The 23,796-nt window shown below is 69.7% G+C and carries 20 protein-coding genes and 1 tRNA gene; 4 read left to right on the top strand and 17 right to left on the bottom strand.

What is annotated here, in order from left to right; all coding sequences use genetic code 11:
• Positions 1–32 precede the first annotated feature (32 nt).
• The 5 genes from J4030_RS04385 to J4030_RS04365 all read right to left on the bottom strand — a co-directional run bounded on the left by J4030_RS04385 (position 33) and on the right by J4030_RS04365 (position 5,223).
• The gene (locus J4030_RS04385) at positions 33–1,232 is read right to left on the bottom strand and encodes a branched-chain amino acid ABC transporter substrate-binding protein (protein WP_208047990.1); all 1,200 of its coding nucleotides are present in this window, start codon (positions 1,230–1,232) and stop codon (positions 33–35) included.
• Between the two features lie 140 nt (positions 1,233–1,372).
• The gene (locus J4030_RS04380; protein ID WP_307864562.1) at positions 1,373–2,005 is read right to left on the bottom strand and encodes a response regulator; all 633 of its coding nucleotides are present in this window, start codon (positions 2,003–2,005) and stop codon (positions 1,373–1,375) included.
• A 191-nt stretch (positions 2,006–2,196) separates the two neighbouring features.
• Positions 2,197–3,336, bottom strand: coding sequence for a galactokinase (gene galK, locus J4030_RS04375; RefSeq protein WP_208047989.1), 1,140 nt, complete (start codon positions 3,334–3,336; stop codon positions 2,197–2,199).
• Positions 3,333–4,472: a galactose-1-phosphate uridylyltransferase gene (gene galT, locus J4030_RS04370; protein ID WP_307864553.1), complete on the bottom strand. Its 1,140-nt coding sequence runs from the start codon at positions 4,470–4,472 to the stop codon at positions 3,333–3,335. Before galT ends, galK begins: the two co-directional genes overlap by 4 nt.
• A complete protein-coding gene (locus J4030_RS04365) occupies positions 4,420–5,223 on the bottom strand; it encodes a DeoR/GlpR family DNA-binding transcription regulator (protein ID WP_208047988.1) in 804 nt (267 codons plus the stop codon). Before J4030_RS04365 ends, galT begins: the two co-directional genes overlap by 53 nt.
• Before the next feature lie 165 nt (positions 5,224–5,388).
• Here J4030_RS04365 and J4030_RS04360 point away from each other — a divergent pair, with 165 nt between their 5' ends.
• Together J4030_RS04360 and J4030_RS04355 are read left to right on the top strand one after the other, a co-directional pair.
• The gene (locus tag J4030_RS04360) at positions 5,389–7,257 is read left to right on the top strand and encodes a sodium:solute symporter family protein (RefSeq protein WP_208047987.1); all 1,869 of its coding nucleotides are present in this window, start codon (positions 5,389–5,391) and stop codon (positions 7,255–7,257) included.
• Between the two features lie 9 nt (positions 7,258–7,266).
• Entirely contained in the window at positions 7,267–7,560 is a 294-nt protein-coding gene (locus J4030_RS04355) for a hypothetical protein (RefSeq protein WP_208047986.1), read from the top strand.
• 74 nt (positions 7,561–7,634) lie between these two features.
• Here the strand turns inward: J4030_RS04355 and J4030_RS04350 are convergent.
• From J4030_RS04350 to hisI, 12 genes are all read right to left on the bottom strand, one after another.
• Positions 7,635–7,720: transfer RNA gene (locus J4030_RS04350), tRNA-Leu, on the bottom strand.
• 136 nt (positions 7,721–7,856) lie between these two features.
• Complete coding sequence (gene pyk / locus J4030_RS04345) at positions 7,857–9,329, bottom strand: pyruvate kinase (RefSeq protein WP_208047985.1); 1,473 nt, start codon at positions 9,327–9,329, stop codon at positions 7,857–7,859.
• Between the two features lie 71 nt (positions 9,330–9,400).
• Positions 9,401–10,858: a glutamate synthase subunit beta gene (locus tag J4030_RS04340; RefSeq protein WP_208047984.1), complete on the bottom strand. Its 1,458-nt coding sequence runs from the start codon at positions 10,856–10,858 to the stop codon at positions 9,401–9,403.
• Positions 10,851–15,407, bottom strand: a complete 4,557-nt coding sequence (gene gltB / locus J4030_RS04335) for a glutamate synthase large subunit (protein ID WP_208047983.1) — start codon at positions 15,405–15,407, stop codon at positions 10,851–10,853. Before gltB ends, J4030_RS04340 begins: the two co-directional genes overlap by 8 nt.
• A gap of 174 nt (positions 15,408–15,581) precedes the next feature.
• Positions 15,582–16,532 (bottom strand): prolipoprotein diacylglyceryl transferase, encoded by a 951-nt coding sequence (gene lgt / locus J4030_RS04330; RefSeq protein ID WP_208047982.1) that lies wholly within the window; start codon positions 16,530–16,532, stop codon positions 15,582–15,584.
• Positions 16,529–17,326, bottom strand: coding sequence for a tryptophan synthase subunit alpha (gene trpA, locus J4030_RS04325; protein WP_208047981.1), 798 nt, complete (start codon positions 17,324–17,326; stop codon positions 16,529–16,531). The genes lgt and trpA overlap by 4 nt, the downstream gene beginning before the upstream one ends.
• Positions 17,323–18,606 (bottom strand): tryptophan synthase subunit beta, encoded by a 1,284-nt coding sequence (gene trpB, locus J4030_RS04320; protein WP_208047980.1) that lies wholly within the window; start codon positions 18,604–18,606, stop codon positions 17,323–17,325. Before trpB ends, trpA begins: the two co-directional genes overlap by 4 nt.
• Positions 18,603–19,403, bottom strand: a complete 801-nt coding sequence (trpC, locus tag J4030_RS04315) for an indole-3-glycerol phosphate synthase TrpC (protein ID WP_208047979.1) — start codon at positions 19,401–19,403, stop codon at positions 18,603–18,605. The genes trpB and trpC overlap by 4 nt, the downstream gene beginning before the upstream one ends.
• Positions 19,404–19,408: 5 nt before the next feature.
• Positions 19,409–19,672 carry an HGxxPAAW family protein gene (locus tag J4030_RS04310; protein WP_208047978.1) on the bottom strand — a complete coding sequence of 88 codons (264 nt, stop codon included), beginning with the start codon at positions 19,670–19,672 and terminating at the stop codon, positions 19,409–19,411.
• A 71-nt stretch (positions 19,673–19,743) separates the two neighbouring features.
• Positions 19,744–20,325 carry a Trp biosynthesis-associated membrane protein gene (locus J4030_RS04305; protein WP_208047977.1) on the bottom strand — a complete coding sequence of 194 codons (582 nt, stop codon included), beginning with the start codon at positions 20,323–20,325 and terminating at the stop codon, positions 19,744–19,746.
• Positions 20,322–21,863, bottom strand: a complete 1,542-nt coding sequence (locus J4030_RS04300; RefSeq protein ID WP_208048089.1) for an anthranilate synthase component I — start codon at positions 21,861–21,863, stop codon at positions 20,322–20,324. The genes J4030_RS04305 and J4030_RS04300 overlap by 4 nt, the downstream gene beginning before the upstream one ends.
• On the bottom strand, positions 21,863–22,216 hold the full coding sequence (gene hisI / locus J4030_RS04295; protein WP_307864550.1) for a phosphoribosyl-AMP cyclohydrolase: 354 nt from the start codon (positions 22,214–22,216) through the stop codon (positions 21,863–21,865). Before hisI ends, J4030_RS04300 begins: the two co-directional genes overlap by 1 nt.
• Before the next feature lie 255 nt (positions 22,217–22,471).
• Between hisI and J4030_RS04290 the strand changes: the two genes are divergently transcribed.
• Both J4030_RS04290 and arr read left to right on the top strand, forming a co-directional pair.
• Positions 22,472–23,299: a glycoside hydrolase family 16 protein gene (locus tag J4030_RS04290; protein ID WP_208047976.1), complete on the top strand. Its 828-nt coding sequence runs from the start codon at positions 22,472–22,474 to the stop codon at positions 23,297–23,299.
• Between the two features lie 30 nt (positions 23,300–23,329).
• Positions 23,330–23,758: an NAD(+)--rifampin ADP-ribosyltransferase gene (gene arr, locus J4030_RS04285; RefSeq protein ID WP_208047975.1), complete on the top strand. Its 429-nt coding sequence runs from the start codon at positions 23,330–23,332 to the stop codon at positions 23,756–23,758.
• Positions 23,759–23,796 lie beyond the last annotated feature (38 nt).

The following is a 23,796-nucleotide window of genomic DNA, read 5'->3' as shown; positions in this document are numbered from 1 at the left end:
GATGAGTTCTCGCCCCCGCGCGCTGCGTCAGATCAGAAGGTGTCGGTCTTGGCCGCGACCCACGCCCCGCCGGTCACCTTGTAGACGGTCAGCACCTTGTTGGTCGTGTCGCCGAACTTGTCGAACGCGACCTTGCCGGTCACACCGGTGATGTTGACGTTTGCCATGGCCTTGACGGTCGCCGCACGGGCGTCCTTCGGGGTCTTGGCGTCCTTCAGCGAGGTCTTGAGCGCCTCGATGATGGCGTTGGCCGCGTCGAACGCGTACGCGCCGTACCCGCCGGCCTCGGAGTTGAACTTGGCCGCCTTGTACTGGGCGAGGAACGCCTTACCGGCAGTCGTGCTGTCGGTGGGCGCACCCACCGAGGTGGCCAGGTCGGCGGCGCGACCACCGAGCTGGATGTACTTCGGGTCGTAGATGCCGTCGCCACCCATCACCGGGATCGCGAGACCACCCTGCGCCAGCTGCTTGGACAGCGGGCCGGCCTGGGGGTACTCACCACCGTAGTAGAGGGCCTTGGGGGCACCCGGCTTGATCTGGCTGATGACCGAGGAGTAGTTGGTCTGCGCGTCGGTGATCGTCTGGGAGGCGGTGATCGTGCCGCCCTCCTTCTTGAACTCCTTCTCGAACGCGGCGGTCAGGCCGGCACCGTAGGTCTTCTGGTCGTTGATCGTGGCGACCTTCTTGATGCCCTGGCTGATCAGGTACTTCGCCGCGAACGGACCCTGGATGGCGTCCGTGGTGCAGGTGCGGAAGTAGGTCGCGTACGGACGCTTGCCGCCCACGTTGGTCAGCGCGACACCGGTGTTGGCCGGGGACACCTGCACGATGTTCGCGCGGGAGAAGATCGGCTGCGTGCTGGTGGAGACGCTGGAGTTCAGGTTGCCGACCACGCCGACCACGGTGGGGTCGCCGGCCAGCTTGGTGGCGGCGTTGGTGCCGACCTCGGGCTTGCCCTGGTCGTCCTCGGCGTCGACCTTGAGGGTCCAGCCGGGAATGACCTTCTTCGCGTTGGCCTGCTGCACGGCCAGCTTGACCGAGTTCTCGATGCCGAGACCGACCGCCGACAGGTCACCGGTGAAGGGGGCGGTCACGCCGATCGTGGCGACCTTGCCGCTGCCTCCGTCACTGCTGCCGCTACTGCTTCCGCCGCCGCTGCGACTTCCGCATGCGGACAGCGCGAGCGCGCCGGCGACGACGGGTACACCCACCTTGATCAAGGTAGAACGCACGAGATTGCCTCCTGGAATTTCATGTATCTCACGATCGGACGCTGCAATCGCAGCAAGATGGTCGAAGAGTACGGAGCACGAGGGCCCCGGAGTGATTCCCACGCCCGTTTGATTCCGGTTTGTGACCTTTGGCGAACTATCTACTCAGCGGCGCGGTCGGCAGGCGGCCGCGCACCGGCGATCACGGCGTCCGCCACCTCGCGCATGCCGAGCCGCCGATCCATCGCGGCCTTCTGTATCCAGCGGAAGGCCGCGGGCTCGTCGAGCGAGAGCTGTTTCATCAGCACGCCCTTGGCCCGGTCCAGGCGCTTGCGCGTCTCCAGCCGGTCGGACAGGTCCGCCACCTCGGCGGTGAGCGCCTGCCGCTCCGACCACCTCGAACGCGCGATGGCGAGGGCGGGTCGCAGGTCGTCGATGGTGAACGGCTTGAGCACGTACCCCATGACCCCGGCATCGCCCGCGCGGTCCACCAGGTCCTTGTCGGAGAACGCGGTCAGCATGACGACGGGTGCGATGCCCTCCTCGCCGATCGTCTCGGCGGCGCTGATGCCGTCCAGGACCGGCATCTTGACGTCCATCACCACGAGATCCGGGTGCAGCGTCCTGGCCTGCTCCACGGCCGAACGGCCGTCGCGGACCTGCGCCACCACGTCGTATCCCGCCTCCTGCAGCATCTCGGCGAGGTCCATCCGGATCAGCGCCTCGTCCTCGGCGACCAGAACACGCAGGACACGCAGGACATCCGGGCCACCGGTGGTCTCCACGTCCGCCACTCCCCCTGCCTCCCCGGGTCCGCGTGGTCCCCCGGCGTCGCCGGATGCTGAACCGCGCTGCGGCAGGCCGTTGTTCGCTTCGGTGCTCACGTCGATCGAGCCTACTGAGCGCGTGTTACGGGCCCGAAAACTCTGGAGCACGACCGCGTGACATCACCGCAGGCGACGAACGCTCGGCCGACGAATACCTGTCAGCCCTCCAAGCGATGTGCGCCGCGGGCCGGCTGCATCGCGAAGACCACCGGTGCGGTGAGTCCGGCCGCGTCGAACGCATCCATCACGGCTTCGGTGACCGCGTCGGTGTCGCCGTCCTCCACGAGCGCGATCGCGCTGCCGCCGAAGCCACCGCCCGTCATCCGGGCGCCGTGCGCGCCGGAGTCCATGGCCGTGTCCACGGCCAGGTCGAGCTCGCGGCAGGACACCTCGAAGTCGTCCCGTAGGGAGACGTGGGACGCGTACAGGTACGCCCCGATCGCGCGCGGGTCACCCTGCCCCTCCAGCACCTGCACCGTCCGCAGCACCCGCGCGTCCTCGGTGACGATGTGCCTGACCCGTCGTTGCAGGACCGGGTCGGTGAGCCGTCCCAGCGCCCCAGGGAGTTCGTCGTCATCGACGTCGCGCAGCATGGGCACCCCCAAGAGCTCTGCGGCCCGGGAGCATTCGGCGCGCCGCCGCGCGTACTCCCCGTCCACGAGCTGATGCCGCGCCTGGGTGTCGATCACCAGCAGCCGCAACCCCGCGCCGTCCAGATCCAGGGGTACCCCGCGCGTTCGCATCGTGCGGAAGTCCACGAAGAGGGCTTCGGCCTCCCGGCACAGGACCGACGCGGACTGGTCGAGTGCTCCGGTGGGTACGCCGACGTAGTCGTTCTCCGACCGTCGCGCCACGGCGATCAGGTCCGCAGGATCGGAGCCGAGGTCGAACAGGTCGTCGACCGCCCCGGCCACGGCGCACTCCAGGGCCGCCGACGACGACAACCCCGACCCGATCGGCACCGATCCGTCGACCACGATGTCCAGGCCGGGCACACGATGGCCGGCCTCCCGGAACGCCCAGACCACGCCGACGACGTACCCGGCCCACCCCTGCACGCTGCCCGGCGCGAGGTCGGCGATCGGCACGGTCACCACGTCGTCGTCCTGCACCGAGGACGCGCGCACCATCCCGTCGTCCCGGGCCGCGACCTGCGCCGTGACACCGAGGGGCAACGCCGCCGGGAGCGCGAATCCTTCGTTGTAGTCAGTGTGTTCGCCGATGATGTTGATCCGGCCGGGCGCGTGCCACGCGCACTCCGCCGGGCGTCCGTAGGCCGTCCGGAAGGCATCGCTCATCGGCCCGCGACCTCGCGCAGCGCGGCCGCCTGCATCTCCGGCGCGACGTCGTTGACGAAGACCCCCATCCCGCTCTCGGAGCCCGCGGTGAACTTCAGCTTCGTGGGGCCGCGGCGGTTGGAGAGCAGCCGCAGATGCAGGTAGGCGTGTTCGGCGCCCAGGCAGTCGGTCCCGGCCGGTGCCTGGTTCCAGCCCGAGACGTACGGCATCTGCAGGTCGTACAGACCGTCGAGCCGCCGCAGCACGTCGAGATAGACGTGCGCGAAGTCGTCGCGCTGCGCGTCGTCCAGTTCGGGCAGCTCCCGTACGCGGCGGTTGGGGTAGAGGTGCACCTCCATCGGCCACCGCGCGGTGGCGGGCACGAACGCCGTCCAGTGCTCGCTGGCCGTCACCACGCGGGTGCCGCTGCGCTGTTCGGCGTGCAGCAGATCCTCGAAGAGGTTGCTGCCGTGCTCATCGTGGTGCTGGGCCGCCGACTCCAGCATCCGCGCGGTCCACGGCGGGACGAACGGGTAGCCGTAGATCTGTCCGTGCGGGTGGCTGAGCGTGACACCGATCTCGGAGCCACGGTTCTCGAACGGGAAGACGTGGGCGACCTCGTCCAGCGCGTTCAGCGCCGCGGTGCGGTCGGCCCAGGCATCGACGATCGTGCGCATCCGCCGCGGTGACACGTCCCCCAGCGACGCGTTGTGGTCGGAGCTGAAACACACCACCTCGCAACGGCCTTCGCCCGGCATCCGCACCAGCAGCGGCTCGTCGTCGACGCTGCCCGGGACGGGCGGGACGCCTTGGGCGAACGATGGGAAGCGGTTCTGGAAGACGACCACGTCGTAGTCGTACGACGGGATCTCCGTCGCCCGCTCCGGGGTGCTCGGATCCAGCGGGCAGTCGCTGGTCGGCGGCTGGTAGGTGCGGCTCTGGCGGTGCGAGGCGATGGCGACCCACTCCTTGAGCAGCGGGTCGTAACGCACCTCGGAGTGCAGGGTGGGCGCCCCGCTCAGATCCCGGGTGTCGACGAGCCGCCGCTCGGCGTCGTCCTCCTCGTCGTAGTAGAAGATGTCGCGGCCATCGGCCAGGGACGCCTCAGTGACCTTCATCGTGGGTGACTCCTTGTACGTCGACGAGGTGGAGGGCACCGACCGCACCTTCGAGCGCGGTGCGGGCATCGCGCGGGAGACCGGAGTCGGTCACCAGGATGTCGATCTCGTCGAACCTGGCGAACGTCGCCAGGCCGCCCACTCCCCATTTGCTCGAATCCGCCACCACGATCAAGCGGTTCGCCGCATCGATCATCGCGCGGTTGATCTCGGACTCCATCAGGTTGGGGGTGGTGAGACCGCGGCCGGGGTCGAAGCCGTGCGCACCGAGGACCAGCGCGTCCAGGTGCAGGCTGCGCATGGTGTTCAGCGCCACCGGGCCGACGAGCGCGTCGGACGGCGTCCGAAGCCCGCCGGTGAGGATGACGTGGGGGCCGGCGCCCTCGGAGTCGATGGCCGTGGCCACCTGGATCGAGTTGGTCACGACCGTCAGCGCCGCGACCGCACCGGCACCGAGTTCCTGCGCGACCTGCCAGGCCGTCGTACCGCCGCCGAAGCCGACGGCCCAGCCCGGGCGGATCAGACCCGCCGCCTCGCGCGCGATCGCCCGCTTCTCCGCTGTCTTCAGTTGCGATTTGCGGGTGAAGCCCGGCTCGTCGGTGACGGCCTGCCGCGGCATCGTCGCGCCGCCGTGCACCTTGTCCACCAGGCCCTCGGAGTCCAGTTGGTCCAGATCACGTCGGATGGTCATCTCCGAGACGCCGAACTGGGCCGTCAGTTGCGCCACCCTGGCGCTGCCGTCGGCCCGGACCCGCGACAGGATGCGCTCCTGACGTTCGCGAGCTAACACGGCGACTCCCCTTGGGTGTGACGGACGCGAGGGTTCGGGTGGGGACACCACGACCCGGGCGACAAGCGCTGAACGAACAGTAACGCACATACCGCCCGCGCATCTGGGGGATCAGGCCCGAGGAATGTGTGAACGTGCGCGGTTGATGGGCGAAGCTGGTTGACAATGATCGAACATCCGCGCCAGAGTGTCAACGATCACACCCACGACCCCCCGCTGACCGGCACGCGACGTACCCCCGAGCGCGCGGTCCACGGGCACTACGGAGGACATCACCATGACGTTGCGTACGGGCGGCCGCCGACCCGTCGGCACGACGCCGCCGACTCGAACGGGCATGTCGAGCATGTCGGGCACAGCCATCGGAGTACGACGGTGAACGCCGTGTCCGGCGGCCTGCGGCTGGATGCCGGGCCGATCGACTACATCCTCATCGCGACGTACTTCGTCTTCGTACTCGGCATCGGGCTCATCGCCCGGAGTCAGGTGTCGAGCAGCGTCGACTTCTTCCTGTCCGGTCGTTCACTGCCGGCCTGGATCACCGGCCTGGCGTTCGTCTCGGCCAACCTGGGCGCGACCGAGATCATGGGCATGTCGGCCAACGGGGCGCAAATCGGCCTGCCGACATTCCACTACTACTGGATCGGTGCCATCCCGGCGATGCTCTTCCTCGCCGTGGTGATGATGCCCTTCTACTACGGCTCTGGGGTGCGCAGCGTCCCGGAGTTCATGTACCGGCGTTTCGGCTCGACCGCGCACCTGGTCAACTCGATCAGCTTCGCCGTCGCCCAGCTGCTCATCGCGGGCATCAACCTCTACCTGCTGGCGACCATCGTCAACACGCTGTTCGGCTGGAACATCTGGCTGTCCACCGTCATCGCCGCGCTCATCGTCCTCAGCTACATCACCCTGGGTGGCCTCTCGGCGGCCATCTACAACGAGGTGCTGCAGTTCTTCGTCATCGTGGCGGCCCTGCTGCCGCTCACCATCATCGCGATGAAGAAGGTCGGTGGCTGGAACGGTCTGACCAGCAAGCTCACCCACGACCAGACACACTCCTGGCCGGGCAACGGGCTGACCGGATTCAGCAGTTCGTTCCTGTCGATCCTCGGGATCGTCTTCGGGCTGGGATTCGTGTTGTCGTTCGGCTACTGGACGACGAACTTCGTCGAGGTTCAGCGCGCGATGGTCAGCAAGGACATGAACTCCGCGAAACGGGCGCCGGTCATCGGCTCCTTCCCCAAGATGTTCATCCCCTTCATCGTGATCATCCCGGGCATGGCGGCCGCCGGCCTCGGCGCGTTCGCCGGTGAGAAGAAGCCCGACTACAACAATGCGCTGCTCTTCCTGATGCGCGATCTGCTGCCGAACGGCCTGCTCGGGGTCGCCATCGCCGGTCTGCTCGCGGCGTTCATGGCCGGTATGGCGGCCAACCTGTCGGCGTTCAACACGGTGATGAGCTACGACATCTGGCAGACGTACATCCAGAAGGACCGCAGCGACGACTACTACCTGGGGTTCGGGCGCATCGCCACGGTCATCGGCACGTTGGTGGCCGTCGGCACGTCGGCGTTCGCCAGCCAGTACCCGAACGTCATGAACTACCTGCAGACCCTCTTCGGGTTCTTCAACGCCCCGCTCTTCGCGACGTTCATCGTCGGCATGTTCTGGAAGCGGATGACCCCCACCGCCGGTTGGACGGGTCTGGTGTCCGGAACGCTCGGCGCGCTGGTGGTCGCGATCCTGTCCAAGGACGCGCTCGGCAACCTGTCGATCGGGGCGCTGAACCTCAGCGGCCAGGGCGCCAGCTTCGTCAGCGCGGGCGCGGCGTTCGTGGTCGACGTCATCGTGAGCGTCATCGTCACGATGTACACGAGTCCCAAGCCGGAGTCGGAGCTGCGCGGCCTGGTCTACTCGATGACCCCCAAGGCCGACTTCGCCGAGGGCGAGGTCGCGCACTGGTGGCTCTCCCCCACCAAGCTCGCCGGGGTGTCGCTGGTCCTGGTCATCATCCTCAACATCATCTTCCACTAAGGACGTCTCATGGCTCAGACCACAACGGCGCCGACCCATCGGCGCGCGGCCGGGATCTTCGACGTCCGCAACATCATCGCCGCGCTCTTCGCGATCTACGGCGTGGTGCTCACGATCATGGGCGCCGCCAACTACACCGATTCCGACAGCCGCAAGACCGGCGGGGTCAACCTCAACCTGTGGGCGGGGCTCGCGATGATCCTGGTCGCGGTCCTGATGGCCCTGTGGGCCGGGCTGCGCCCGATCATCGTTCCGGCCGAGGATGGGACGACCGACAAGGCTTCGGCACCGAAGGAGTTCTAGCTCTCCTCACTCTGCGTACGACGAATGGGGGGTCCTGGTGGACCCCCCATTCGTCGTTCACGCACTGCGAACGTTGGTGCCGGGAGCGGGATTCGAACCCGCACGCCCTTTCGAGCAGAGCATTTTGAGTGCTCCGTGTCTGCCATTCCACCACCCCGGCCGGGGTTCGTGCGCGCGCCAGCATACGCGGACCGTCGGCTCGATCGAGCATTGACGCAGTTCGGCACGAGAGCCGCAGGTAGACCTGCGGCGCTCGTGCCGAACTGCGTCATGGTGGGCGCCGCCGGTGGTGCGCCTCAGATCATCGGGCCCTCGAACGACGTGGTCGGGTCGTCGTACGCCGGAGCGACCTTGTTCTTCGCATCGCCCATCTGGTGGACCCGCAGCGCGTTCGTGGAACCGGGAATGCCGGGAGGTGATCCGGCGATGATCACGACCAGGTCACCTTCGACGCAGCCGTCGTTCCCCAGGAGGATCTCGTCGACCTGCATCGCCATCTGGTCGGTGTGCTTGACCTCGGGCACCAGGTAGGGGTGCACCCCCCAGACGAGCGCCAGCCGGTTGCGCACGACCGGGTCGCAGGTGAAGGCCAGCATCGGCCGGGGGCTGCGCAACCGAGCCAGCCGCAGCGCGGAGTCGCCGCTCGTGGTGAACGGGATCAGGTACTTCACGCCGAGCAGCTCGCCGATGTCGGCGGCCGCGCGGGTGACGGCGCCGCCCTTCGTGTGCGGACGGGTGCCGAGCGGCGCGATGCGCTCCAGCCCGTGGTCCTCGGTGCTCGCGATGATGCGGGCCATGGTCCGCACGGACTCGATCGGCCAGGCACCCACGCTGGTCTCCCCCGACAGCATGATGGCGTCGGCGCCGTCGAGCACGGCGTTCGCGCAGTCGCTGGCCTCGGCGCGCGTCGGCCGGGAGTTCTCGATCATCGACTCCAGCACCTGGGTGGCGACGATGACCGGCTTGGCGGCGCGGCGGGCGAGCTCGACCGCGCGCTTCTGCACGATCGGCACCTCCTCGAGGGGCAACTCCACGCCGAGGTCGCCGCGCGCCACCATGATCGCGTCGAAGACCTCGACGATCTCGGCCAGGTTGTCGACGGCCTGCGGCTTCTCGATCTTCGCGACCACCGGCACCCGGCGCCCGATCTCGTCCATGATCTCGTGGGCACGGTCGATGTCGGCCGCCTCGCGCACGAAGGACAGCGCGATCAGATCCGCGCCCAGGCGGACGGCCCAGCGCAGGTCCGCCTCGTCCTTGGCGGACAGTGCGGGCACGCTCACCGCGACGCCCGGCAGGTTGATGCCCTTGTTGTTGGAGACGGTGCCGCCCTCGACGACCTCGGTGAGGACGTCGGTCGCGGTGACCTGCAGCGCCCGGAGCGAGACCTTGCCGTCGTCGATCAGCAGGGAGTCGCCCGGCTGCACGTCCCCGGGGAGGCCCTTGTACGTCGTGGACACGCGGTCCTGGTCGCCGTCCACCTCGTCGACCGTGATGGTGAAGCGGTCGCCCTTGGTGAGCACGATCGGACCGGCGGAGAAGCGGCCGGTGCGGATCTTGGGGCCCTGCAGGTCGCACAGGATCGCGAGGGGGCGTCCGCTCGCCTCGCTGGCACGGCGCAGGTTGTTGTAGACCTCCTCGTGATCCTCGTAGGCACCGTGGGACAGGTTGAGCCGGGCGACGTCCATGCCCGCCTCGACCAGTTCGCGGCAGCGTTCCGCGGAAGAGGTGGCAGGACCGAGGGTGCAGACGATCTTGGCGTGTCGCATGATGTCGAGCCTATCGACGGCGCACCGGCATTCGATGCCGATGCACGCCGTACCCAGAGGTAACTTCGCGGTCAGACCGTGAGCGGCCGATCGGTCGGGCCGATCGGGGCCGGGAGGTCGCTGGATCCGCTGAGGAACGCGTCCACCCCGCGGGCTGCCGCTCGGCCTTCGGCGATCGCCCAGACGATCAGGGACTGACCGCGGCCGGCGTCACCGGCGACGAAGACGCCCGGCACGCTGGACATGAAGTTGGCGTCGCGCCGTATGTTGGTGCGCTCGTCCAGCTCGACCCCGAGCTGCTCGACCAGTCCGGTGCTCTGCGGGCCGAGGAATCCCATGGCGAGCAGCACCAGATCGGCCGGGATCTCCCGCTCGGAACCCTCGACCTCCTCGAAACCGCTGCCCTTGCGCTCGACCTCGACGAGCCGCAGCGCCTTGACGTTGCCCGCACCGTCATCGAGGAACTCCTTGGTGCTGATCGCGTAGACCCGCTCGCCGCCCTCCTCGTGCGCACTCGCGAACCGGTAGAGCATCGGGTACGTCGGCCACGGGTTGGCCTCGGAGCGGTCCTCGCCCGGCTTGGGCATGATCTCCAGGGACGTCACGGACGCTGCGCCCTGCCGGTGGGACGTCCCGATGCAGTCCGCACCGGTGTCACCGCCGCCGATGACGACCACGTGCTTGTCCTTGGCGGTGATCTGGTCCTGGACCTGCTCACCGAGCGCGGCCCGGTTGGCGGCCGGCAGGAAGTCCATCGCCTGCACCACGCCGTTCAATTCGTGGCCCGGGGCGGGCAACCCGCGGCGCACGGTGGCGCCGACGGCCAGCACGACGGCGTCGTACCGCTGGCGCAGTGCGGACCCGGTCAGCTCTCCCCCGACGTCGGTCGAGCAGCGGAACCGGGTGCCCTCGGCCATCATCTGCTCGAGCCGACGATCCAGGACCGCCTTCTCCATCTTGAACTCGGGGATGCCGTAGCGCATCAGGCCGCCCGGCTTGTCGTCGCGCTCGTAGACGGCCACCGTGTGGCCGGCGCGGGTCAGCTGCTGCGCGGCGGCCAGCCCCGACGGCCCGGAGCCGATGACGGCCACCGTCTTGCCGGTCAGCCGGGTCGGCAGCTGCGGCTCGACCGCGCCGGCCTCGAAGGCTTGCTCGATCGTGGTCAGCTCGACCTGCTTGATGGTGACCGCCGGCTCGCTGATCCCGAGCACGCACGCGGTCTCGCAGGGTGCCGGACACAACCGTCCGGTGAACTCCGGGAAGTTGTTCGTGGCGTGCAGCCGCTCGATGGCGTCGGGCCAGTCGCCCTTCCAGGCCAGGTCGTTCCACTCGGGGATCAGATTTCCGAGCGGACACCCGTTGTGACAGAACGGGATTCCGCAGTCCATGCAGCGGCCCGCCTGTTGCTGCAGTTCGCCGAGCTGCTGCTCCTCGTAGACCTCTTTCCAGTCCTTGATCCGGACCGAGACGGGCCGCCGCTGCGGCAGCGCCCGGTCGCGCACCTTCAGGAAACCTCGTGGATCAGCCACGGTTCACCTCCATGATTCGTTCCCAGACCTGACCGCCGTCGGGGTCGAGCCCCTCTTCGTCGGCCTTGGCCCGCACGTCCAGCACCCGCTGGTAGTCGCGCGGCAGTACGAGGCTGAGTCGCCCCGCGGCATCCGGCCAGTCCGCCAGCAACCTGGCTGCCACCTGCGACTCGGTCCACTCGTGGTGGTCGCGCAGCAGCGTGTGGACGCGCTCCAGGTCGCTCTCCCTGACCTCCAGGACGTCGACCAGCTCGGTGTTGACCATCTGCTCGTCGAGGTCGAGCACGAACGCCACCCCGCCGGACATCCCTGCCCCGAAGTTGCGTCCGGTCGGGCCGAGCACCAGGACCGTGCCGCCGGTCATGTACTCGCAGCCGTGGTCGCCCACGCCTTCGACGACGGCGGTCGCGCCCGAGTTGCGGACGCAGAACCGCTCGCCGACCTGGCCGCGCAGGAAGACCTCGCCGCTGGTCGCGCCGTACCCGATCACGTTGCCGGCGATGGAGTTCAGCTCCGGCACGAACGACGCGTCGCGCGTGGGGCGTACGACGACCCGGCCGCCGGACAGCCCCTTGGCGACGTAGTCGTTGCCCTCACCGAAGACCCGCAGCGTGATGCCCTGGGGCAGGAACGCGCCGAGCGACTGCCCCGCGGTGCCCGTGAGGGAGATATCGATGGTGCCGTCGGCCAGCCCCTCGGGGTAGCGCTTGGTCACCTCGTGCCCGAGCATCGTGCCGACCGTGCGGTTGACGTTGCTCACGGGCAGCTCGATGCGCACCGGCTCCTTGTCCTGCAGCGCGTCGGCGGACAGCGTGATCAGCTGCTGGTCCAGGGCCTTGGCGAGCCCGTGTTCCTGGGCGATCGTGTGGTGCCGGGGCGATCCCTCCGGCACGTCGACGTCGGCGAGCACCGGCGACAGGTCGAGTCCCTGCGCCTTCCAGTGATCCACGGCCGGGCGGGTGTCGAGGGCGCCGACCTGACCGACCGCCTCGTCGATGGTGGCGAAGCCCAGCTCGGCGAGCAGTTCGCGAACCTCCTCGGCGATGTACTCGAAGAACGTCTCCACGAACTCCGGCTTGCCGCTGAACCGCTTGCGCAGCTCGGGGTTCTGGGTGGCGACGCCGACCGGGCAGGTGTCCAGGTGGCAGACGCGCATCATGATGCATCCGCTCACCACGAGCGGGGCGCTCGCGAAACCGAACTCCTCCGCGCCGAGCAGGGCAGCGACCACGACGTCGCGTCCGGTCTTCAGCTGGCCGTCGGTCTGTACGACGATCCGGTCGCGCAGATTGTTCAGCAGCAGGGTCTGCTGGGTCTCGGCCAGGCCGATCTCCCAGGGTCCGCCGGCGTGCTTCAGCGAGGTCATCGGCGCCGCACCGGTGCCGCCGTCGTGGCCGGAGATCAGGACGACGTCCGCGTGGGCCTTGCTGACGCCCGCGGCCACCGTCCCGACCCCGACCTCGGAGACGAGTTTGACGTGGATCCGCGCTTCGGGGTTGGCGTTCTTGAGGTCGTGGATCAGCTGGGCGAGATCCTCGATCGAGTAGATGTCGTGGTGCGGCGGCGGTGAGATGAGCCCGACGCCGGGGGTGGAGTGCCGGGTCCCGGCGATCCACGGGTAGACCTTCGGGCCGGGCAGCTGGCCGCCCTCGCCGGGCTTGGCGCCCTGGGCCATCTTGATCTGGATGTCGTCGGCCTGGGTCAGGTAGACCGAGGTGACGCCGAAGCGGCCCGATGCGACCTGCTTGATCGAGGAACGGCGTTCCGGGTCGAGCAGCCTGTCGAGGTCCTCGCCGCCTTCGCCGGTGTTGGAGCGCGCGCCGATCCGGTTCATCGCGATCGCCAGGGTCTCGTGCGCCTCCTTGCTGATCGAGCCGTAGCTCATCGCACCGGTGGAGAAACGCTTGACGATCTCGCTGGCCGGCTCGACGTCGTCCAGCGGGATCGGGTCGCGGCCGGAATCGAAGCGGAAGAGCCCGCGCAGCGTCATCAGCCGCGCCGACTGCTCGTCGACCCGCGCGGTGTACTGCTTGAAGATGTCGTAACGCCGCGCGCGGGTCGAGTGCTGCAGCCGGAAGACCGTCTCCGGGTCGAACAGGTGGGGCTCACCGTCGCGGCGCCACTGGTACTCCCCGCCCGTCTCGATGGTGCGGTGCGGGGGCCGCTGGCCGCTCTTGGGGTACGCCGTGGCGTGCCGGGCGGCGACCTCCTTGGCGATCACGTCGAGGCCCACGCCGCCCAGGCGGGAGAAGGTGCCGGTGAAGTAGTCCTTGATCAGGTCGTCGGACAGCCCGATGGCCTCGAAGACCTGCGCGCCGCGGTAGGACGCCACGGTGGAGATGCCCATCTTGGACATCACCTTCAAGATCCCCTTGCCGAGGGCCTTGATGAGGTTGCGGGTGGCCTGGTCGGCGCTGATGTCGGGCAGCTCGCCACGGCGCACCATGTCCTCCACGGACTCCATGGCCAGGTAGGGGTTGACCGCGGCGGCGCCGTACCCGACGAGCAGTGCCACGTGGTGCACCTCGCGCACGTCGCCCGCCTCGACCAGCAGCCCGACCTGGGTGCGCGTCTTCTCGCGGACGAGGTGGTGGTGCACGGCGGCGGTGAGCAGCAGCGACGGGATGGGCGCGAACTCGGAGTTGCTGTCCCGGTCGGACAGCACCACGAAGCGGTACCCGTCGGCGATGGCCTGGCTCACCTCGGCGAAGATCCCCTGCAGCCGCGCGCGCAGTGCGGTGGCGCCGCCCTCGACGTTGTAGGTGCCGCGGATGACGTAGGTGCCGTATCCGGGGAAGTTGCCCTCGGCGTTGATGTGCACCAGCTTCGACAGCTCGTCGTTGTCGATGACCGGGAAGGGCAGCTCGACCTGGCGCGCGTGCGCCGGGCCGATCTCCAGGGCGTTGCTCTCCGGGCCCATCAGGCTCCCGAGGGAGGTCACCAGCTCCTCGCGGATGGAGTCCAGCGGCGGGTTGGTGACCTGGGCGAACAGCTGGGTGAAGTAGTCGAAGATCAGTCGTGGGCGCTGCGACAGCACCGCGATCGGGGTGTCGGTGCCCATCGACCCCAACGCCTCGCCGCCGGTGCGGGCCATGGGCGCCAACAGCACCCGCAACTCCTCCTGGGTGTAGCCGAAGGTCTGCTGCCGACGCTCGACGGATGCCGGCGTGTGCCAGACGTGCTCACGCTCCGAGAGGTCCGCGAGCTTGATGATCCCGGCGGTGAGCCATTCGCCGTACGGGTGCTCGGTGGCCAGCTGCTGCTTGACCTCCTCGTCGCTCACGATCCGCCCCTCGGCGGTGTCGAGCAGGAACATCCGGCCAGGACGCAGCCGACCCTTGCGGACGATGCGGGTGGGGTCCAGGTCGAGCACGCCGGCCTCCGAGGCCAGCACGACCAGGCCGTCGTCGGTCACCGAGTAGCGGCCCGGGCGCAGACCGTTGCGGTCCAGGACCGCACCGATCAGCGTGCCGTCGGTGAAGGTCACGCAGGCCGGGCCGTCCCAGGGCTCCATGATCGTGGAGTTGTACTCGTAGTACGCGCGGCGTGCGGGGTCCATCGACGCGTGGTTCTCCCACGCCTCGGGGATCATCATCAGCACCGACGCCGGCAGGCTCCGACCGGCCAGGTGCAGCATCTCCAGCACCTCGTCGAACGACGCCGAGTCGGAGTTGCCCGGCGTACAGACCGGGAAGGTGCGCGACAGGTCGCCGCGGAAGACCTCGCTGGCCAGCGTCGACTCGCGGGCGCGCATCCAGTTCTGGTTGCCGCGCACCGTGTTGATCTCACCGTTGTGCGCGATCATCCGGTAGGGGTGCGCGAGCTTCCACGACGGGAACGTGTTGGTGGAGAAGCGTTGGTGCACCAGGGCCAGCTGGGAGGTGAAACGCTCGTCGGACAGGTCGGGGAAGAATGGCTCCAGCTGACCCGTGGTGAGCATGCCCTTGTAGACGATGGTCCGCGCGGACAGCGACGGGAAGTACACGTCGGTCTCGTGCTCGATGCGTTTGCGCAGACAGAACGCCATCCGGTCCAGCGCGATGCCCGCGGCCGCGTCGTCACCGTCCGCGGCGTCGGCCACGAAGACCTGACGGAAGACCGGCATCACGTCGAGCGCGGCCTGTCCGACCCCATCGGGGTTGACCGGGACATCGCGCCAGCCGAGCACGCGCAGACCCTCCTCACCGGCGATCTGCGCGAGGCGCTCGCCGATGTGCCACTGGGCATCGGGGTCGACCGGCATGAACGCGATGCCGACGGCGTACCGGCCGACGGGCGGCAGGTCGAAGTCGCACACCCCGCGCAACAGGTCGTCCGGGATCTGGGTGAGGACGCCGACGCCGTCGCCGACGCTGGGGTCCGCGCCGGTGGCGCCGCGGTGCTCAAGGTTGCGCAGCGCCGTCAGCGCGTGCTCCACGATGTCGTGCCCGGCCCAGCCGCGCATCGTGGCGACCATGGCCACGCCGCAGGCGTCCCGCTCGAGACGGGGGTCGTAGAGGCCCTGCGCATCGGGTACAGAAGTGAAGCCGGAATTGCCGCGAACGCTCATCGCACCCACCGTCCTGTCGTCGTCGTGCGCCCCGGCGACGGGGCGCATGCGCTCTCGCGTGCGCACATCATGAAAGAGCCGCGCCACCGGCGCCGGCTCTGCACTGCTCTTCCAGTGACCTGCGGGACGACGTTGGCCTGCGGGGCGCTCAGCGTATCCGGGCCCCTCGGATGCTCACAAGGTGGACGTATCCGTCTCATCAGACGAGACGTTTTGCGCTGGGCTCGCGCTCTTCGTGGCGTCGCGTCCCGCGGCTTCGTCGCCTTCGTCGAACCGGCGTCGATCGATGAAGCCTTCGCGGACGCCGTCCGGGTGCCGACGACCTGTCCGGAGGAAGATCGCCACCCCGCCCAGGAAGACCAGGATGCAGACCCAGACATTCACCCGCAGGCCGAGGATGTGGTTGGCCGGGTCGGTGCGCATCAACTCGAAGACGATGCGGCCGACCGGGTAGAGCATCACGTAGAGGCCGAGCACCCGGCCACGCCCGAGCAGCAGCCGCCGGTCGGCCGCGACGATCGCGGTGGCGATCAGCAGGCACCAGATGGCCTCGTAGAGGAACGTCGGCTGGAAGTACCCGAGAACGACGGCGTGGCCGTCCTGGAAGATCGCGTGTCCGCGCGACTCGTCCCATTCGTGGATCTGCAGCTTCCAGGGCAGGTCGGTGCGGCCGCCGTACAGCTCGTTGTTGAACCAGTTGCCCCAGCGCCCGACCGCCTGGGCGACCAGGATGCCCGGCACCGCCGCGTCGGCGAAGTCCAGGAAGCTGATGCCCGCCTTCCGGGCGCCGATCCATCCGCCGACCGCGCCGAGCGCGACGGCCCCCCAGATGCCGAGGCCGCCGTGCCAGATCGCGAACGCGTCGAGCGGGTGGCCGCCCTTGCCGAAGTAGGCCTGCGGCGAGGTGATCAGGTGGTAGAGGCGCCCCCCGACGATCCCGAACGGCACGGCCCACCAGGCAACGGTGTAGATGTCGTCGGCGGTGCCTCCGCGGGGCACGATCCGGCGGCCGGCGATCCAGACCGCCACGAAGATGCCCGCCAGGATGCACAGCGCGTACGCGCGCAGCGGCAGCGGCCCGATCCAGAGGACTCCCTGGGTCGGGCTGGGCAGGTACGCGGTCATGTCCGGCGCACGCCGTCCGCGAGACGGCTGGTGAGCGAACGCAGGTCGTCCAGGCCGGCGGCGAAGGTGTCGGCCTCCAACAGGCAGCGCACGAGCGCGGAGCCGACGATGACGCCGTCGGCGAACTCGGCCACCTGGTGCGCCTGGGCCGGGGTGGACACCCCGAGGCCGACGCAGACAGGCAGGTCGGTGACCTCGCGGGTGCGCTCGACGAGCACCTGTGCCTGGCCGCCGACGCTGTCGCGGGCGCCGGTGACGCCCATCAGCGACGCGGCGTAGACGAAACCGCGGGCGGCGGCGGTGGTGCTCGCGAGCCGCTGAGGGGTCGAGCTCGGGGCGACGAGGAAGATCCGGTCGAGGTCGTGATCGTCGCTGGCGGTGATCCACTCGCCGGCCTCGTCGGGGACGAGGTCGGGCGTGATCAGTCCGCTCGCGCCGCTGGTGCGCAGGGCACCGGCGAACTTGTCGACGCCGTACCGCAGCACCGGGTTCCAGTAGGTCATCACCACGGCGGCACTGCCGGCCTGCACGATCGCGGCGGCCGCGTCGAAGACGTCCGCGACGCGCACGCCGTTCTCCAGCGCCTTGGTCGCGGCCGACTGGATGACCGGGCCGTCCATCAACGGGTCGGTGTAGGGCAGGCCGACCTCGACGATGTCCGCACCGGACTGCGCCATCGCGACCATCGCCTCGATGGACTGCTCGACGCTGGGGAACCCGGTCGGCAGGTAGCCGATCAGCGCCGCCCGGCCCTCTTTCCTCGTGCGGGCCAGCACATCGCTCACGCCGGTCACGTCTGGCTCTCCCCGCCGCCGCTGGCGGCTTCGTCGTCCGCGGGCCGTGGCGCATCGTCGGGCGGGGTCGTCGCCTCGTCCTCCAGCAGACCGAACCAGCTCGCCGCGGTGTGCACGTCCTTGTCGCCGCGCCCGGACAGGTTCACCAGAACCACACCGGAGGGGCCGAGTTCCTGCCCGATCTTCATCGCGCCCGCGAGTGCGTGGGCACTCTCGATGGCCGGGATGATGCCCTCGGTCTGCGACAGCAGGCGGAAGGCCTCCATGGCCTCGACATCGGTGACCGGGTAGTACTCCGCGCGGCCGCTGTCGCGCAGGAAGGCGTGCTCCGGGCCGACGCTCGGGTAGTCCAGTCCGGCCGACACCGAATGCGATTCGATGGTCTGACCGTCGTCGTCCTGCAGTACGTAGGTGTAGGCGCCGTGCAGGACCCCGGGCTCGGCCTGACCGCTGAAGCGGGAGGCGTGCCGACCGGACTCGACGCCCTCGCCGCCGCCCTCGAGGCCGACGAGACGCACCCCGGCGTCGTCGATGAACCGGTGGAAGATGCCCATGGCGTTGGATCCCCCGCCCACGCATGCGCAGATCGCGTCGGGCAGGCGGCCGTACTCGTCGAGCATCTGGGCGCGAGCCTCGACGCCGATGATCCGGTGGAAATCGCGCACCATCTCCGGGAACGGGTACGGCCCGGTGACGGTACCGAGCACGTAGTGGGTGCGGTCGACGTTGGCGACCCAGTCGCGGAACGCCTCGTTGACGGCGTCCTTCAACGTCTGCGAGCCGTGCTCGACCGGCACGACCTTGGCGCCGAGCAGCCGCATCCGGGCCACGTTCAGGGCCTGTCGTTGCGTGTCGACCTTGCCCATGTAGACGACGCACTCCAGGCCGAGCAGCGCGGCCGCCGTCGCGGTGGCCACGCCGTGCTGGCCCGCGCCGGTCTCGGCGATGACCCGTGTCTTGCCCATCCGGCGGGTGAGCAGCGCCTGCCCGAGCACGTTGTTGATCTTGTGCGAGCCGGTGTGGTTGAGGTCCTCGCGCTTCAGCACGACCTGGGCGCCGCCGCAGTGCTCGGCGAAGCGCGGGACGGCGGTCAGGATGCTCGGCCGGCCAGTGTAGGTGCGGTGCAGCTGGGCGAGTTCGCCGATGAACGCCGGGTCGACCATGGCCTTGGTGCGGAACTCGTCGAGCTCCTCCAGGGCCGCGACCAGCGCCTCCGGCACGTAACGGCCGCCGAACTCACCGAACCGGCCGAGACCCTGCGCGGGCACGGCGGCGGTCATACCGAGGCCGCCCGTCCGGCGTCGATGAGGGCCGCCGCGGCCTCGCGCGGGGTGCCGCCGGTGACCAGCGCCTCCCCCACCAGCACCGCGGACGCACCGTCGCGCACGACGGACGCGACGTCGGCCGGTCCGGCGATGCCGGACTCGGCGACCAACACCTGGTCGCCCGGCACCCGCGGCGCCAGGCGCCCGAACGCCGAAGGGTCGACCTCGAGGGTCTTCAGGTTGCGCGCATTGACGCCGATCAGCCGCGCGCCGAGGGTGACCGCGCGGTCCAGCTCGGCCTCGTCGTGCACCTCGACCAGGGCGGTCATGCCGAGCCGGGTGGCCTGCTGGTGCAGATCGCGCAGCAGGGCGTCGTCGAGGGCCGCGACGATGAGCAGGATCAGGTCGGCGCCATGCGCGCGCGCCTCGGCGATCTGGTACGGGTCGACCATGAAGTCCTTGCGCAGCAAGGGGATTCGCACGCGCTCACGGACGGCGTCCAGGTCGCGCAGCGACCCGCCGAAGCGGCGTCGTTCGGTCAGCACCGAGATGGCCGTGGCACCGCCGGCCTCGTAGTCGGCGGCCAGACCGGCCGGGTCGGCGATGTCGGCCAGATCGCCCTTGCTGGGGCTGCGCCGCTTGACCTCGGCGATCAGCTTCACCGGCCCGGGGGCGGTGAAGCGCGCCATCGCGTCGAGGGCGGGAACGGCCTGCGCGGCGTCCTGCTCGAGCTGGGTGAGGGGCAGCAGCCGACGGCGGTCCTGGAGATCTTCGCGGACGCCGGCGACGATGTCGTCGAGAACAGTGCCCACGCCGGTCAGTGCACTCCGGTCTGCGCCTGGGTGGAGACCTCGTGGTGCTCCTGCTGGCCGGGCGCCCGCAGCGCGGGCGCACCGAAGCCGGCCTTGGCGAGGATCTTGCCCGCGGCGACCCCGACGGCGCAGATGACGACCCCGACGATGTCCAGCGAGTGAAGCCCGAAGGCCACCCCGAAGGCGATGAAGACCGAGCCGAGCATCATCAGGCCGACCAGGGTCCACGCAGCGAGGCTGTGTCCGTGGTTCTCGTGTTCTTCGGCCATCCGCGGTGCCCTCCGTGTACGACGTCGTCCCGCTGACTGCGCGGGGTGCCCCAGACGGGCGCTTCATTCTGTCAGGCCGACCCGCGCGCGTCGCCCCGCGGGTCGTCCGCCGTGGGGTCCTCGCCCTCGCTGAGCCGGTCCCAGGCCGACACGGTGCGGGTGCGAGCGGCCGGGGCGTCGTACCTGCTGGACAGCCCGCTCCACCGCCGGCCGCCCACGAAACCCAGCACCCCCGTGATGACCAGCAGCACCGCACCGAGCACCCCGACCCAGGGCCAGAAGGTGAGCGCGCCGTGTGTCACCGCGTCACCGGTGCGACCGGTGGAGCCCGCCGCGTGGTCACGGATCGCGCCGTCCGGGTCGGTGATCACGTGCAGCACGCCGTAGAGCGCGAGCGCTCCGGCGAGCGCGGCCAGCACGCTGGCGACGGACCGGGGCAGCCTCCCCACCGTGAGCAGAGCGATGACCGCCGCGGCCCCGACCAGGGCGCCTGCCGTCACGACCGGGGCCGCACTGGACCCGCCGACCTGGACGTCGGCCCGCTGCAGGACGGCGTCGGCGACGCTGCCGGTCACCCAGGTGCGGCTGCCGGCGAGCAGCAGCAGCAGCACGGCCACCAGGCCGACGAGGAACACCGACCGTTTGCTCGTCACGAGATGTCGCTCATTCCCTGCGCCGTGGCGACCGCGCGCAGCGCAGCTCGCGCCTTGCTCCAGGTCTCCTGGTACTCACTCTCCGGCACCGAGTCCGCGACGATGCCGGCGCCGGCCTGCACGTGCGCCTGACCGTCCTTGATGACGGCCGTGCGGATGGCGATGGCGAGGTCGAGATCGCCCGCGAAGTCCAGGTAACCGACCACCCCGCCGTACACCCCGCGGCGCACTCCCTCGTACCGATCTATCAGGGCCATCGCGCGAGGTTTCGGCGCGCCGGACAGCGTGCCGGCGGGGAACGTCGCCACCAGCACGTCGTACGCGCTGGTGCCCTCCCGCAGGCGGCCGACGACCGTGGACTCCAGATGCATGATGTGGCTGTAGTAGCGGGTCTGCATGAACTCCACGGTCTCGACGCTGCCGGGCGCGCAGACCCGTTGCAGGTCGTTGCGGGACAGGTCCACGAGCATCAGGTGCTCGGCGCGTTCCTTGGGGTCGGCGGCGAGTTCGGACGCGAGCCGCTGGTCGTCCTCGGGGGCCTTCCCCCGCGGTCGGGAGCCCGCGATCGGGTGCGTCGTGACCCGCTCACCCTCGACCTTGACCAGAGCTTCAGGGCTGGATCCGACGATGTCGTACGTCGCGCCGTCGTCCAGCGGGATACGCAGCAGGTACATGTACGGGCTCGGGTTGCTCACCCGCAGCGCACGGTAGACGTCGAGTGCATCCGCGGCGCACGGCACCGAGAAGCGCTGGGACACCACGATCTGGAAGGCCTCGCCGGAGCGGATCGCCTCCTTGGCCTCCTCCACCATGTCGTGGTACTCCTCCCGCGAATGGGTACTCACGGGCTCGTCCTCGCGCGGGTGCGGGGCCGAGACGGTGCTGCGGGCGGGCGCCGCGAGCTCGGACTGCATCCGCTCCAGCCGCGCCAGCGCGTCGTAATAGGACCGCTCCACGCCCTCCGGCCGCCGGTCGTAGTTGATGGCGTTCGCGACGAGCAGGATCGAGCCGTCGGAGTGGTCGAGCACCGCCAGGTCGGACGCCAGCATCATGCTGAGCTCCGGCAGCCCCAGGTCGTCGCGACCGGTGTCCGGGAGCTTCTCGAAGCGGCGTACGGCGTCGTAGGTCACCGCCCCGACCATGCCGCCCGTGAGCGGTGGCAGACCCGGGATGTGGGGCGTGCGCAGGGCGTCCAGCGTGTCGGCCAGCGCCTGTGTCGGCGCGCCGTCGGTCGGCACACCGACCGGCGGCTCGCCGATCCAATGCGCCTGGCCGTCGCGTTCGCTCAGCGTGGCGCGGCTGGCGGCACCCACGATGGAATACCGCGACCACACACCCCCGTGCTCGGCCGACTCCAACAGGAACGTGCCGGGTCGGTCCTTGGCCAGCTTGCGGTAGACCCCCAGCGGTGTCTCGGCGTCGGCGAGCAGGCGGCGTACGACGGGAATCACCCGCCGGTCTCGCGCCAGCTCGGCGAAGAGGTCGGCCGAGGGCCAGTCCCGCCCGAACGTCACGTCGGCGTGCAGGTCGGCGGTGATCACGCGAGCTCCCCCACCGGCCGGTGGAAACAGCTGCGCTCTCCTGTGTGGCAGGCGGCACCCACCTGCTCCACCTGGAGCAACAGAGCGTCGCCGTCGCAGTCGAGGGAGGCCGACCGGAGGTGCTGCACGTGCCCGGAGGTGTCGCCCTTGCGCCAGTACTCCTGGCGGCTGCGCGACCAGAACGTCACCCGCCCCTCGTGCAGCGTGCGGCGCAGCGCCTCGTCGTCCATCCAGCCGAGCATCAGCACCTCGCCGGTGTCGTGCTGCTGGACGATCGCGGCGACCAGGCCGGCGGCATCGCGACGCAGGGATTGCAGGAGGTCGGAGGGCAGGCTGGGCGTGTCGGACACGCAGCCCATTGTGCCGTCGGGCCGCTGCACGGACCGAACCGGCGTCCGCCGAGGTGACCCCCGCACGGCGCGGCGGAATCATAGCGGGCGATAGTCCGAGATGGGGGATTGGTGGTCGACGATTTCGGACGAACGCCAGCGCGAGGGCCGTCGGCGTGGTTAACCTGACGCGGCGGGCTGATCAATGACGGCAGCCCCGCCCTGTCGGTTTCGTTCGCGTCATTGCCGATACGACACCAGGGGGTTGGGGAAGACATGAAATGGATACGCGCCGCCGCGGCGCTGGCGGTCGTGGTCGCACCGCTCGCGATCATCCCGCCGAGCAGGGCGGCGACCGCTCCGGTGACGCCCCCGGTGAACCACTATCAGCGACAGGTCACCAATCTCTTCTTCAACCGCGGAGACGTGCCGGCCGGGAGCCTGTGGGCGCCCCTCAGCGACAACGGGAACCTTCCGGCGACCAATCCGTACCACGGCCGTCTCACGACCTACCCCACCGGCTGGGGGTCCGCCGCCAACGGCCTCTACCACCCCGAGACGTCGCTGAGCGTCTCGGGCGGGGTGCTCAGCCTCACCGGCAAGGTCGTCAACGGAGTGGTGTGGGGCGGCAACGTGCAACCCGTGGCGACCGACGACCCGTACGGCGCCCGCACCTATGGGCGGACCGTCTACCGGATGCGGGCCACCGGTGCCTCCGGTTTCGGATTCGCGGGCCTGCTGTGGCCCTCCGACGACAGCGGACAGTTCGAGTTCGATCACGAGGGCGCGATGCTGCCCGGCACCGTGGACAGCGGGAACTACCACTACGCGTACCACAACGGCGCCGTGGGCTGGCGGTCTGCGCTGGGCCAGCAGCTGAGCAACTGGCACACGTATCAGATCGACTGGTCGCCGACCGGCCTGACGTTCTTCATCGACGGGCACACCGCCTTCACCACGGTCGGTTCGGGGTTCGCCTCCCCCACCATCCCGATGCGCTGGCTGCTCCAGGTGGGCCGGATGTGGGGCAACCCGCCGCTCGCTGCCGGCACGACCGCGACGCTGCAACTGGCCTACGTCAAGGAATGGGCCTACAACAGCTGAGCAGGTCGACGCACGACGATGGGGGTCAGCATGATGAGTGAGCCGAGACCGTTCGAGGTCTATCAGCCGGACACCCTGCTGCACGGGACGAAGGCGGACCTGGCGGTGGGTGACCTGTTGGTGCCCGGGCACGGTTCGAACTTCGAAGCGGGGCGGACGGCGAACCACGTCTACGTGACGGCGACCCTGGACGCTGCCACCTGGGGTGCCGAACTCGCGGTGGGTGACGGGCGTGGTCGCATCTACCTGGTCGAAGCTGTGGGCGATCTCGAGGACGACCCCAACGTCACGGATCGCAAGTTCCCCGGCAACCCGACCCGGTCCTATCGCACGCGTGAGCCTGTGCGGGTCGTCGACGAGGTCGTGGGCTGGGTGGGGCACTCCCCTGCCCAGTTGCAGGCCCGGCGTGAGTCGCTCGACGACCTGCGGCGCCGGGGCCTCGCGGTCATCGACGACTGACCGGGCCGCAATCGGGGCCGAGGGCATCGGCCCGTCGT

It is taken from the genome of Allobranchiibius sp. CTAmp26, from assembly GCF_017565405.1.
Lineage (GTDB): Bacteria > Actinomycetota > Actinomycetes > Actinomycetales > Dermatophilaceae > Allobranchiibius.
This window is presented reverse-complemented; position numbering and strand designations above follow the sequence as displayed.